Origin of the sequence: Geobacillus sp. ZGt-1 (genome assembly GCF_001026865.1) — a bacterium.
Taxonomy (GTDB): domain Bacteria; phylum Bacillota; class Bacilli; order Bacillales; family Anoxybacillaceae; genus Geobacillus; species Geobacillus thermoleovorans.
This window is the reverse complement of the sequence record NZ_LDPD01000009.1, coordinates 23,845-35,723: the sequence shown is the minus strand read 5'-3', so window position 1 is coordinate 35,723 and position 11,879 is coordinate 23,845. Positions and strand designations below refer to the sequence as shown.

Below are 11,879 nucleotides of genomic sequence, written 5' to 3'. Positions count from 1 at the left end.
CAACAACCGCCGCCATCACCGCCGCGCCGGGTGTAAACAGCACCGTTGTGTGAAACCACGTTTCCATCAACTGTCCGATCGGGCTATGCCGCCCAAACAGCACAACAAGCAAAAAACCGACAACCGACGGCGGCAGCACGAGCGGCAACATAAACACCGTCTCCACGATCGTCTTCCCACGAAACCGGCGGCGCGCCATCCACCTCGCCGCCGCTGTTCCAAGGATTGCGACGATCACTCCGGCAAGAAGCGATACGTTTATCGATAACCATACCGGTGACCAAAACTCTTCCATCGACGAACCTCTCTCTGTTCCGTCTCCCTTTTACCATACGAAAACAAACAGTAGAATGCTGTGATGCTACTCACATTGTAACATAGAAAAAGGAAAAACCAATTTAGAAAAAATTGTGACGCCTCGCACAAAAAAACAGTAACCGGTGATTTTTTTCACTCTCTCCCGCTGTGATGATTTTTACAATAGAAATAGCTGAATGAATGGAGGTGCTATCGATGGAAGCTGCAGTGAATGGATATTTTCCCCATTTACGTTCTTTGTTGCAATCGTCGAAAAAAGTGATTCCGTTGCGCAAGCACTCCTTTTTGTTCCAAGAAGGGATGCCGGCCAATGAATTGTATTTGATCCTCTCTGGCAAAGTGCAAGTAAGCAAAATTTGTCCGGACGGAAAAGAAATGTGCTTCCGCATTTGCGGAAGCGGGGAAATCGTTGGTGAATTGACGCTGTTTACGAACGATGCACACTACTTGTTGACGGCCAAGGTAATAGAGCCAGGCGAAGCGGCAGTCGTAAACAAAGAGGAACTGGAACAGCAGCTGCTTATCAATCCGACCCTTACTCTTGAATATATGCGCTGGATGAGCAAGCATGTCCGGCGGACACAGACGAAATTCCGCGATTTGATTATGAACGGAAAAAAAGGGGCGCTCTATTCGACGCTCATTCGCCTATGCAACAGCTATGGCGTCCCGCTTGAAGATGGAAGCATTTTGATCGACGTCGCATTGAAAAACCAAGATTTAGCCAACTTTTGCGGCACAACGCGCGAAAGCGTTAATCGGATGCTCAATGCATTAAAACAACAAGGGATCATCTCGACAAAACGGGGGAAAATTACGGTTCATGATTTAAACTATTTGAAAACGGAAATTCAATGCGAAGACTGTCCGCCGGATATTTGTTGCATTGAGTGAGCGGTGCACCGTAGTTAGGGGTCTGTCTGATCGTTCCCCTTCGATACACAGCAACGACCAAGCCATTTTGGCGCGCTGATTAGAAGAACGCCCGACCGACCGTTGTTCGCGGCCTGCCGGACGCTCTCTTTTTTTCGATTGTGATGCGAATCACTTCTTTTTCTTTTCACCGCCGTATAATAAGAGCTATAGGGCTTTAGGCGGCTATCTCCCGTTTAGGGAAATGGGGAAACATTAATGTCCGCTTGTTTCTGAGCCGTCGTCTTCGCCCGTTTCGGTCACTTTCAGCATGGCGACGGCTCCTTTTTGTGCATGGTTAAACTGATGAGTGACGATCGGGTATATTCCCGATTTGCGCCGTCATTTCAACGCGGACGTCATGCGGTCCGATCCGCTCCATTTTCAACGGCACCGGTGCTTGGTTCAATCCTTTATGCGCCGCTAACATGTTCGTAGCAGACTGTTGCGTAGTTGCCGCTGTTCCGTTTTTATTTTCCGCCTTTGCCTCTCCTCCTCCCCCGTTGCTGCATGCGGCCAAAAGCGATGCAACCAACGCAACTGACAACAACGTAGACACATTTCGTTTCACTGTTTTCTCCCCCTTCAGTTGATTTGATTTACACCTTCAGCGTACGCCATTTCTGCCTTTCCCCTAGTGATTTGTATCACCAAGGAGCGGCCATGTTTGAAGGGTTCGTGAAATAATGAGCAATATATTTTAATCATGTAACAATAGTGAAACGCATACTCACATTGAATAACAGAAAAACACGCCCAAACAAAAAAAGAGGCTAAAAGCGAACAAGCTTTCAGCCTCTCTATACGGTATTCCATTCAAGAAGCGAACCGCTTCGCCGGTTCGCCGGCTTTTTTGCCAAATACGAGCCGGTTCAGCAAGAAGCAAATAAGGGTAAACAAACTAAGGAGCAGAAAACCGAGCACGTACGAACCTGTTGCATCTTTAATGATCCCCATGACAATCGGCGGAAAAAAGCCGCCAAGTCCGCCCCAGGCGCCGACAAGGCCGGTGACGGCGCCCGTTTCGGCTGGGAACAGCTGCGGCACGAGTTTGAACACCGCACCGTTGCCCAGCCCAGACATCACGGCCACAAACAAACAAGCCGCTGTCATCACCCAAATATTTTCCATTCCAAACGCGATCACCAACGCGCCGATTGTCATTCCAGCGTAGACGAACGTCAACACCCGTTCAGCTCCGATTTTATCGCCAAGATAGCCGCCGACTGGCCGCGCGAGCGTAGCGAGTACAGTAAACCCAGCCGCGCGCATCCCAGCATCCACTGGCGTCAACCCATACAAGTCAACGAGCAGCGACGGCAAGTAAATGCCGAAAGCGACAAACGCCCCGAACGTAACGAAGTAAAAGAGCGACAACGTCCACGTATGTTTATATTTCAATACCGACAGCGATTCACGCACCGTTTTTTGTTGTTTCGGCTTCGGCATATCCGGTGTGAAAAACCAAACGAAAACGAGCATGACGACAACCGGAATGATCATCCCCCAAAAAGCCCAAGGCACACCAAACGCTGCGGCAATCGATGGAACGGAAAACGCAGCAACCGCCGTGCCGAAGTTGCCCATCGCGTTAATCCCAAGCGCCGTCCCTTGCTTTTCCGGCGGAGTCAAGCGGGAAACGAACGTCACCGAAATGGCGAACGACGTTCCGGCCATGCCGATGAAAAACGCCCAAAACAGAAGCATCGCATACGAATCTGCAAACCCTGCGCCAACAAGCGGAATGACAAGAAACAAGAGCAGCAGCGAAAACAGCCTGCGCCCGCCGATCCGGTCCGTCCAAATGCCAAGCGGCAAACGCATGATCGAGCCAAGCAGCACCGGAATGGCGACCAAAATGCTTTTTTGCGTCGATGTCAGCCCGTACATTTGCTGAAACGTACTCGCAAGCGGCGAAAACACGGCCCACACGGCGAATGAAAACATCATGGCGAACGTCGTAATCGGCAGCAGCGCCTTTTGTTTATTCATGAAAAGCCCCTCCCAAACTTTCAAAATTTGTGACGTTGTTTGTACTTCCATCATACGCAGGAGAAGGAAACGGATTTGTGAGGTTGATCACATTCTTGCCTGTTGTCACCATTTTGCCACAAGCGTTGTCACGGTTTTGTCACATCCAAAAAAAGAAAAAGCCCGTCCCCAAAAGGAACGGACACGATTTGGCAGAACGTTTTTCACATACGAACGATAAGAAACGCTGTTGGGCGCACACATCTCTTCCGCCCCGTCTACGGCAAACAACTTGTTTTCTCACCCACTCGCCCGTATCTCCTGCCTCATAAACAACCAATACGCGATCGCAAAGCAGATGAGGGTGGCGGCAATGAGCGCGGTCGCCTGCGGCCAAATGAGCAGCAAACTTTGCGAGAACGGCAAGGGGGCCGCAACAGCGCCGGCCGTTTGCTCCACCGTGACGATCCCTAGCGTTCGGACGTCCGGCGAAAGCAAGGCGGTTGTTGATTCATTGAACAAGTAGCTCGGCGACAATCTCATGAGACCAAGCACCAACTCTTGACGGCCGACCGCCTGCTCGACGGACGTAATGGCGTCAGACTGCAAAAACGATTTCGCAAATACTTCCACGATCATCGAGTAGAAAAGATTGAAAAACAGCCAAACGGCCATCGACGACAACGCGGATGTCGCCGCCTGGCGGAAGACGACGGAAAACAAAATGCCGAGATTCAGCCAAAAGGCGATATACACAAGACATAACAACAAAAAGCAGACCATGCGGGCAAACTCTTCGAAAGTAGGCGGAATCCCCAAGACCAAAATGCCCAACGCCATCACGAGCAGGCCGAGCGAAAGAAACAAAACAGCATTCAACAACAGCGTAGCGACAAACTTGCCGTTGATCACATAATCGCGCGGAATCGGCTGGGCCATGAGCCGGCTTAACGTCCCCCGATTCCGCTCCGAATTGATGGCGTCAAATCCAAGGGCGATGCCGAGCAGCGGCCCGAGAAAGCTGACAAACGTCAGAAACGAAGGCAACGTTCCGTCCGAGACGGTGAATAATTTTAGAAACAAGTAGGCGCCTTTCGCGATTTCCTTGGCCTCTTCCGAGGAATCCAACGCGTCCCGGATTGTCGTCATCGCCGTATACAGCGAGCCGAAGCAAGTAAGCAAGATGAGGGCGATTAAAATGATCATGCGCCAACTCGTCAAATAATCGGCCAGTTCTTTTTTGACAATGGCCGAAAAGGCGCTGTTTGCCCCTCTTGCTCGTTTCTTCTCATCAAGCGCACCCACCTTCAGCCGTTCGCTCCATCTTTTCACATATGAAAAAACATCGTTTGCCCATCGCTCTTCCTTACTGGCCTTCACGTACATCCCTCCCTTCAAAATAGCGGTGATAAATCTCATCAAGTCCAAAATCCCGCCGGCTGAGATGGAACAGCGAAGATCCTGATTCGATGATCGTCTGGCTGATGGCGGCGCTCACATCCGTTTGGCAATACACATCCCATCCATCTTCCGTTTGCTCCACTTTATTGACGCCCGGAATCGCCTCGATTTTGGACCGTAAGGAAGCGTCAAGCGGCGAAGCAACCACATGGATGACATAGGCATCCTGCAAAAACAGCTGTTGCGCCAGGCGTTCGATATTCCCTTCGGCCAACAATCGGCCGCCCACGAACAAGCCGACTCGGTCGCAAATTTTCTGCACATGGTGCAATTGGTGCGAGGACAGCAGGACCGTGATGCCTTCATGGCGGCTCAAATCGCGGATCAGCCGAAGCAGCTCGCGCACTCCCTCAGGGTCGATGCCCAACGTCGGCTCATCCAAAATGATCACTTCCGGGCGCTTCATCAACACATCGGCCAAGCCGAGCCGCTGCCTCATTCCCCGCGAGTATTTCCCCGCTTTTTTATGGGCCGCATCGGTCAAATTCACCTTCTCGAGCAGCTCCCACGCTCGCTTTTCCGCCTCGGCGCGAGGAATGCCGTTTAACGCCGCCGTATACAGCAAGTTCTCCAACCCTGTCATGTGATGGTAAAAGCCGACATCATCCGGCAAGTACCCGACTTTCCGTTTAACGTCAATGGGATTTCGCACTGGATCGATCCCGCATACCCTAACCATGCCGGACGTCGGCTCGGTGAGCCCGAGCATCATCAAAATCGTCGTCGTCTTTCCGGCCCCGTTCGGGCCAAGAAGCCCAAAAATTTCCCCTTTTTGAATGGAAAGCGACAAATGGTCAACCGCCCGATGGTCGCCATACGTTTTGCACAAATTGTCAAGCTCGATGACAGCGGGTGCTGCCATGCTTACCTCCTCCCGTATGTTTTGATCAAATAGTATAGCCCTCCGGCCACCCCGAGAATGATCAACACCGCCACCACTCCCCAAACGGTCGACGTTTTGACCGAGACGCGGAACGCCGCCTCCGCCGATGTTTCCGCGGGTTCAGCTGGGCGATCGTGCTTTGATCGAATTCCACTTCCCAATTAGGCGGAGCGTCAGCCGTCATATTGATGTTCAAAAGCGGAGCGCTTCCGGTGTTTTTGACGACAAGATCGATCACCCGTTCATGCCCCGCCGTCACATCGGTGCTCAAATTTCCTGACGGCGTCGTCAGCTTGAGCTCATACGTGCCCGTAATAACCGCTTCTAACGTCAGCTCAGCCGACGTATCGCTCGTTTGCGCTTTGATCGGGATTTTGTACGTGCCCGCTTTCACATTTTCCGGCGGTTTGACCTCGACGGTAATGTCTCTTGATTCGTTCGGCTCGAGTTTCACCGACGTAACGGAATTGCCTTCCGATTTGAACGTGACTTGCCATCCTTTTTCGGCTGCCGAACTTAACGCGTAATTTTGCGTCTTGGCGGTTCGGTTTTTCAGCGTGACATCATACGTGAAGCTCGAATCCGCGTGCCCCTCGAGGTTCGTTTGTTCCGACGTCAGTTCCGTTTTAAACGATCCTTGTTCCGTCACGCGGACAAGCAGCGGCAATTTCGATGAACCACTGTCCCCTTTCGCGACGAGCCAAAAGCGGTAATCCCCCTTGTCGACATCCAGCGGCACGGTCACTTCCAACGTGACCTCTTCTTCTTTTCCGCCTCGGACGGACAGCTGCTCAATCGTTCTCCCCTCAGCGGTAATCGAAGTCGACCATCCTTTCGGCAGGTGGTCAAACGAGAAGGTGACGTTTTCAATGTTGGAACCGTTGTTGATGACATTGACCGTATAGTCGATTGTTTCCCCCGGCGTCACGGAAAGCCCGGTGTATGGCGTGAAGAGAACAACACCGCTTGCCGCCGATGCCGGGCGGATCGGAAGAAGAAGCGAAAAGAGAGTCAAGATCATGGCGAACATCATGATGATCCTGCTTTGCACGACATTCACTCCCTCCTTCTGTTTTCACTTCGTATACGCCAGAAATGGATCAATGGATTTGTTTTGCAGGAGAAAAATTCAGTTGTAGAATAGATGCAGAGCAACCATTCCAAGCATGCGTCGGGAGGTGGGCAAGATGGAAGACCGACGGAAAGACCTCGAACTGCTCGAGAAGATCGCCGAAGGCTCGCGCGCCGCCTTTGACCGTTTTTACGAAAAATACGCTCCGATGGTCTATCATATCGCTCTTCGGATCGTCGGCGACGAGGTGGAGGCGGAAGATGTCAGCCACGATGTGTTTCTCGAAATCTTGCAAAAACCGCATCAATTCGACCCGAAACGGGGAAGCGTTCAAGCCTTTCTTGCCGTGAAAACGAAAAGCCGGTCGCTCGACCGCCTGCGCAAGAAACGGGACCTTTTAGTGAGCCGCCTTGAGGAAGCAGCTTTAACAGAAAAGGGGGCGGAATTTGATTTTCTCCGCCAACTGGAACAACAAGTCATCATAGACGCTTTAACCCATCTCCCCGAGGAGCAGCGGCAAGCCATCATTCACTTTTACTTTCATGGGGAAACACAGCGGGAAATCGCCGCCGCGATGAACAAACCGTTAGGCTCCGTCAAGTCGCTCATCCGCTACGGCTTGCGCAATTTGCGGAAACAAAAAGAGCTGTTCCACTGGATGGGGGCTGGCAGAGGTGAAGAACAGCATGAAGCATAGCCATATTTCGGAAGCAAAAATCGTGGACTGGCTGTTAGGCATGCTGCCAGAGCAAGAAAAAGAAGACGTGTCCAACCATCTAAAGCAGTGCCTTGAATGCCAACGCTTGCTTGAAGCGTGGAAAAACATCGGGCTTAAGGAGGAAGCCCAATATGAAGCACCTCCCCTTTCTCATAAAGAGCGAATTTGGGCCCAAGCAGAAGCGCAAAAACAAACGAAGCGGATGCGGCGCGGTCTCCGCATGGCAGGCGGGTGGATCGGTGCAGCTTTGGCCGTTTTCCTTTTCACCTTGCGCCTTTCCGCTCCCAGCGACGGACCAGCCGCTTCCCATGACCGATCGGATGAGCCATATCGATACCAGATTGTCGAACAACATACCGACATTCCGATCGAGCGAATCATCCATAATCCCAAAACGAAACAAATTCCGATTGAGCCATCGGCGCTCTTTCAACAGATGGACGGCACGATTTGGCTCAATGACGATACGAAGGAAATGTTGATGGAAATTGAAGGGCTGCCGCCGTTTGCGGCCCGCGATTATCAATTGTGGATCATTTACACCAACAACGAGGTCAAAGGGGAACTGTTGACGATCCGCCACGGAGCGGCGCGCATTTTGATCACCGGCGAGGATGTCAAACAGTTCAAGCAAATTAAAGCGAGCCTCGAACCAAAAGGGGGAAGCGCGGCGCCGACCGGGCCCGAGACCTTTATAGTCGAGTTGAACCACGAATGATCTTTCAACAAAAACGGGGAAGGGCGCCTGCTCCTCCCCCGTATGTTTTGAACACACATCCAACATCCGCCGCATGCGCCCGGGCAACCGTCTCACGAACGCCGTAGCGCCGTCATTTTAAGCGGCCGTTTTTCCCCGCCTTCTTACCGTTGGCTTCGCTCTTTTGTCCGCAGCGCCTTTGGAATGTAAACACAATACGGCTCGCTTTCCAAATAGTCTCCCGTCACCGCGTACGCCCGCGAGCGTGAGCCGCCGCACACATATCGGAACTCGCAGACGCCGCATTTTCCTTTATATTTGTCCGGATTGCGCAAGTCTTGGAAAATCGGCGAGTGTCGGTAAATGTCCGCCAGCGGCGTTTCCCGGACGTTCCCGGCTTTGACTGGCAGCAGCCCGCTTGGGTAGACATCGCCGATATGGGAGATAAAAACAAAGCCGTTGCCGTCGTTTACTCCTTTCGGCGCGCGGCCGAGCCCGTCGACTTGTCCGGTCAACCCTTGGTTCAACACATCTTCGTAACGGATGCCGCCTTTTGTCGTTTTTCCTTCGCGCATTTTCGCCTGCAGCACAACGCGGCGGTAATGCTGGCCGGCTGTCGTTTTAATGTCAAACGGAACGCGCTTGCTCGTTTCATACAACCAGCGGAACACCCGCTCATGCTCGATGGGGGAAATCATGTCCTCCTCCTTCCCCCTGCCTGTCGGCACAAGGAAAAAGACGCTCCAAAGGACGCATTTCAGCTTCTCAACCAATTCCGCCATTTCATCAAGCACATGAACGTTGTATCGCGAAATGACGGTGTTGATTTGCACGGGAATGTCGAGCTCATGCAAGTATTGAATCGCACGGATCGTCAAATCAAACGAGCCGCTCACGCCGCGGAAATGGTCGTGAATCTCGGCGTTCGGCCCGTCAAGGCTGAACGCCCAGCGCGACAGGCCGACCTCTTTTGCTTTGCGGATCGCCTCTTTCGTCACGTTCGGCGTCGCGCTTGGCGTCATTGACACGCGCAGCCCTTTATCGATCGCATATTTCGCTAAATCGTACACATCCGGACGCATGAGCGGATCGCCGCCCGTAAAGACGAGCATCGGCTGATCCATCTCGTAAATCTCATCGATCAGTTTTTTCCCTTCCTCAAACGTCAACTCGCGCGGATCGCGATGGTATTGCGCTTCAGCGCGGCAATGAAGGCACTTGAGTTGGCACGCCCGTGTCAACTCCCAAATGACGATAAACGGGTTTTTATTGAAATCGTGCATCCAATTCCCTCCTTGGCCTCCATTGTACCGCAACATTCAGGCGCGTTATGTGATATCGATCACATCCACAGCAAAGCCACAACAGAGGGCGATCGTACCATGGGCGAAGATGACAGCCATCTGAACAGGCGGTATAATATATTGACCCGCCATACGCCCAAAAAGTAAAGGAGTGGATGAAAATGAATAAAGTCTTTCGTTTGCGCGTAGAAGATCTAGAACAGGAAAAAGAGAAGGCGGTCAAACAAGCCGAAAAACAAAAAGCCATCGAAATCGCGAAAAACTTGCTTGACGTTCTGCCTATTCACGAAGTCGCGAAACGAACGGGGCTGACCGTCGCCGAAGTAGCGGACCTGGCGAAGGAAATGGACCAAAATCAACCCCCAGTCCAATGACGCAAAAGAGCCGAGGCCGTACGGTTCTTTTTTTTCGCACTGTTGCCGTTTCATAAAATTCAAGGTCATCATCAAAAGGTGCACTTGACCTTTTATTGACAGTTATTGTACAGGCGAAATCATTTTTCACTTGCGTATCATGAGCGTCTTCCTGCATCAAGTGCATTTTATGGTGAAAAGCCGGGAAAAAGAACCATTTCGTGGTCAAGGATGGCTCCTCTGATTGAAAAAAAGTATATGCTGTGTCTCCTTCGGCCACAATTCCCCCTTCACCGGTACTCTCCCTCCGTATTGACATTGCGCCATACGGTTTCATCCGCGGCAAGCTGTTGGGCGTCAACATAGCGGACGCGGGCGCCGTCAATAAGCGAGATCATCCGCCGTTCGCCGGCGTCAAGCAGCTCGGCGATCACGGAACGAAGCCGACGATGGTATAGAGCGACCAATGGCTCTGGGCGGCCGCCATGGAGTGGAACGATGGCGTCAAACGTCGGATCGATATAGGAAGCAAGCCGCTCCGCCACTTCCCGCCGCATGTACGGCATGTCGCACGGCAGGACGAACACCCAGTCGGCTCGGCTCTGTTCCATGACGGTGTAAAGGCCGGCAAGCGGCCCACAGCCGCGGCAGCGCTCCACATCGAGCAGCACCGGGATGTCCGTTTGCCGGCGGAATTCATCGATAAGCGACGGGTGGCTGACGATGTACAATTCATCGGCGACGGATCGCAGCGCCGCGACGGACCAAGTGAAAAACGGAGCTCCTTCGTGCAACGCAAACGCCTTCGGCCGCCCAAACCGGCGCGACTGGCCGCCGGCGAGCACCGCTCCGGCAATCGTTTGTTTCATCATGCTTCCCCTTTCCGGACATCCATCGTTTGTTTTTACCGTACCATACCAACCGGCAAAAAAAAAAAAAAAAAAAAGATTTCCGCCTGCAGACGGAAATCCCAATGGAGCGGATGATTTATTTTTTGCCGATGGCCACCCGCCATACGTCCGGCCCTTCCTCTAAGTACTCCCATGTAAACTGATCCGGACGCTCCATCATGAATTGGTATTGCAGCGGACGCGGGTCATGGTCATTCGTCAGCTCCATCACTTCCCCCGGCTTCAAACTGTCAAACAGCCGAAAAATTGCCGGATGGCGGTCGCGCGGCGGATAGTCCGGGGCGTGGATTTTGGCGGCAAATTGGTTCATAACATTGGCCTCCTTTGTAGTATAATGAATTATATACTTTATCATAACCGCTTGAACCTTGGGGGGTAGTGACGAGCGTCACAGCCCGAAGGTGAACATGTTCAATCCCCATGAAAGGAGAAATGGCGGTTGGAAGAGCTTGTTGGCTTTTGCGCGCAATGCGGCAAGCCGATCCATTGTCTGCATGGGTTTTTAAACGGCGTCGTCAGCCGAGAAACAGAGACGTTGTACTGCTTTCCATGCTATGACAAGCAAAAGGAAACCGAACACACCACGCCGGACAAATGCCACAAGTGATTGAAAACGTTCACAAATGAAAGGGGGGCTGACCCAAAAATCCACTAACAAGTGGACTTTTGGAGCCAGCTCTTTCTTTTTTAAATCGTACATTGATCATGAACGATTCCGATTAAATCCCTTGTTTCTCCTTATTATGAAAGGAAGTTCGATTTTCTTAAAAACAATGTCGCTGCCGGGATTAACATGACCGTACGGGCTAAAACGCACTCCTTTTCCTGGACGGATACAAAGCGACAATGACACAAAACGTTATTTTCAAATTTCTACGAATCATTTATAATATGAATGGGGAACGATTGTCCTCATTTGTTCTGCGCTACAATCCCATCCCTTTCCTCAACCACTTACTCTACACGCTCGTTTCCCCAGTCCTCAAAAGAAAGGAGCGATTCATCATCACTCGCTTTTCCAGGGCTGCTATATATCTTATTAGAAGGGAGGATTTTCCTTGGAAGAGATATTGAAACAAATTTTGGACAAGCTCCAAATTATCGAACATGAAGTAAGCGACGTCAAAACAAACATGGCAACGAAACAGGAGCTCGAAGAAGTGAAGCAAAACTTCACAACAGAGCTTGAGGGTATTAAAGCCAACATGGCAACGAAACAAGAACTTGAAGAAGTGAAGCATAGTTTCACAAAAGAGATCGAAGACATCAAAGCCAACAT

11 protein-coding genes and 4 pseudogenes are annotated in these 11,879 nt (G+C 51.6%); 6 read left to right on the top strand and 9 right to left on the bottom strand.

The window, feature by feature from the left end; genetic code table 11:
* Nucleotides 1–295, bottom strand: a pseudogene (locus tag VU18_RS03255) (molybdate ABC transporter permease subunit); the annotation flags it as partial.
* Nucleotides 296–513: 218 nt separating this feature from the next.
* Between VU18_RS03255 and VU18_RS03250 the strand changes: the two are divergent.
* Entirely contained in the window at nucleotides 514–1,212 is a 699-nt protein-coding gene (locus tag VU18_RS03250) for a Crp/Fnr family transcriptional regulator (protein WP_021322315.1), read from the top strand.
* A gap of 316 nt (nucleotides 1,213–1,528) precedes the next feature.
* Here VU18_RS03250 and VU18_RS19025 read toward each other — a convergent pair whose 3' ends face one another.
* The 5 genes and pseudogenes from VU18_RS19025 to VU18_RS03225 form a co-directional block, all read right to left on the bottom strand.
* A complete protein-coding gene (locus tag VU18_RS19025) occupies nucleotides 1,529–1,801 on the bottom strand; it encodes a hypothetical protein (RefSeq protein ID WP_021322316.1) in 273 nt (90 codons plus the stop codon).
* A gap of 245 nt (nucleotides 1,802–2,046) precedes the next feature.
* Nucleotides 2,047–3,222 carry a nitrate/nitrite transporter gene (locus tag VU18_RS03240; RefSeq protein WP_021322317.1) on the bottom strand — a complete coding sequence of 392 codons (1,176 nt, stop codon included), beginning with the start codon at nucleotides 3,220–3,222 and terminating at the stop codon, nucleotides 2,047–2,049.
* Nucleotides 3,223–3,501: 279 nt separating this feature from the next.
* Nucleotides 3,502–4,581, bottom strand: coding sequence for an ABC transporter permease (locus VU18_RS03235; protein ID WP_047757632.1), 1,080 nt, complete (start codon nucleotides 4,579–4,581; stop codon nucleotides 3,502–3,504).
* Nucleotides 4,568–5,524: an ABC transporter ATP-binding protein gene (locus tag VU18_RS03230; protein ID WP_023633803.1), complete on the bottom strand. Its 957-nt coding sequence runs from the start codon at nucleotides 5,522–5,524 to the stop codon at nucleotides 4,568–4,570. Before VU18_RS03230 ends, VU18_RS03235 begins: the two co-directional genes overlap by 14 nt.
* Before the next feature lie 2 nt (nucleotides 5,525–5,526).
* Nucleotides 5,527–6,605, bottom strand: a pseudogene (locus tag VU18_RS03225) (NEW3 domain-containing protein).
* A gap of 127 nt (nucleotides 6,606–6,732) precedes the next feature.
* On the opposite strand from VU18_RS03225, the gene VU18_RS03220 reads away from it, so the two are divergent.
* Both VU18_RS03220 and VU18_RS03215 read left to right on the top strand, forming a co-directional pair.
* On the top strand, nucleotides 6,733–7,314 hold the full coding sequence (locus tag VU18_RS03220; protein WP_023633802.1) for a sigma-70 family RNA polymerase sigma factor: 582 nt from the start codon (nucleotides 6,733–6,735) through the stop codon (nucleotides 7,312–7,314).
* Nucleotides 7,304–8,053: an anti-sigma factor gene (locus tag VU18_RS03215; protein WP_014195095.1), complete on the top strand. Its 750-nt coding sequence runs from the start codon at nucleotides 7,304–7,306 to the stop codon at nucleotides 8,051–8,053. The genes VU18_RS03220 and VU18_RS03215 overlap by 11 nt, the downstream gene beginning before the upstream one ends.
* 143 nt (nucleotides 8,054–8,196) lie before the next feature.
* Here the strand turns inward: VU18_RS03215 and VU18_RS03210 are convergent, their stop codons facing one another.
* Complete coding sequence (locus VU18_RS03210) at nucleotides 8,197–9,315, bottom strand: TIGR04053 family radical SAM/SPASM domain-containing protein (RefSeq protein WP_047757631.1); 1,119 nt, start codon at nucleotides 9,313–9,315, stop codon at nucleotides 8,197–8,199.
* Between the two features lie 137 nt (nucleotides 9,316–9,452).
* On the opposite strand from VU18_RS03210, the pseudogene VU18_RS03205 reads away from it, so the two are divergent.
* Nucleotides 9,453–9,710, top strand: a pseudogene (locus VU18_RS03205) (transcriptional regulator); the annotation flags it as partial.
* 269 nt (nucleotides 9,711–9,979) lie between these two features.
* Here the strand turns inward: VU18_RS03205 and VU18_RS03200 are convergent.
* Together VU18_RS03200 and VU18_RS03195 are read right to left on the bottom strand one after the other, a co-directional pair.
* Entirely contained in the window at nucleotides 9,980–10,561 is a 582-nt protein-coding gene (locus VU18_RS03200) for a molybdenum cofactor guanylyltransferase (RefSeq protein ID WP_033007367.1), read from the bottom strand.
* Nucleotides 10,562–10,676: 115 nt separating this feature from the next.
* Nucleotides 10,677–10,910: a DUF2249 domain-containing protein gene (locus tag VU18_RS03195; RefSeq protein ID WP_013523134.1), complete on the bottom strand. Its 234-nt coding sequence runs from the start codon at nucleotides 10,908–10,910 to the stop codon at nucleotides 10,677–10,679.
* A gap of 129 nt (nucleotides 10,911–11,039) precedes the next feature.
* On the opposite strand from VU18_RS03195, the gene VU18_RS18305 reads away from it, so the two are divergent.
* Both VU18_RS18305 and VU18_RS03190 read left to right on the top strand, forming a co-directional pair.
* Nucleotides 11,040–11,207 carry a hypothetical protein gene (locus VU18_RS18305; RefSeq protein WP_021322324.1) on the top strand — a complete coding sequence of 56 codons (168 nt, stop codon included), beginning with the start codon at nucleotides 11,040–11,042 and terminating at the stop codon, nucleotides 11,205–11,207.
* Nucleotides 11,208–11,658: 451 nt separating this feature from the next.
* Nucleotides 11,659–11,879: pseudogene (locus VU18_RS03190) on the top strand (hypothetical protein); the annotation flags it as partial.

Bases quoted from the DNA above. Each gene is read 5' to 3' on its own strand.
- VU18_RS03250 (WP_021322315.1), top strand. From the start codon at position 514: ATGGAAGCTGCAGTGAATGGATATTTTCCCCATTTACGTTCTTTGTTG.
- VU18_RS03240 (WP_021322317.1), bottom strand. From the start codon at position 3,222: ATGAATAAACAAAAGGCGCTGCTGCCGATTACGACGTTCGCCATGATG.
- VU18_RS03230 (WP_023633803.1), bottom strand. From the start codon at position 5,524: ATGGCAGCACCCGCTGTCATCGAGCTTGACAATTTGTGCAAAACGTAT.
- VU18_RS03220 (WP_023633802.1), top strand. From the start codon at position 6,733: ATGGAAGACCGACGGAAAGACCTCGAACTGCTCGAGAAGATCGCCGAA.
- VU18_RS03215 (WP_014195095.1), top strand. From the start codon at position 7,304: ATGAAGCATAGCCATATTTCGGAAGCAAAAATCGTGGACTGGCTGTTA.
- VU18_RS03210 (WP_047757631.1), bottom strand. From the start codon at position 9,315: ATGCACGATTTCAATAAAAACCCGTTTATCGTCATTTGGGAGTTGACA.
- VU18_RS03200 (WP_033007367.1), bottom strand. From the start codon at position 10,561: ATGATGAAACAAACGATTGCCGGAGCGGTGCTCGCCGGCGGCCAGTCG.
- VU18_RS03195 (WP_013523134.1), bottom strand. From the start codon at position 10,910: ATGAACCAATTTGCCGCCAAAATCCACGCCCCGGACTATCCGCCGCGC.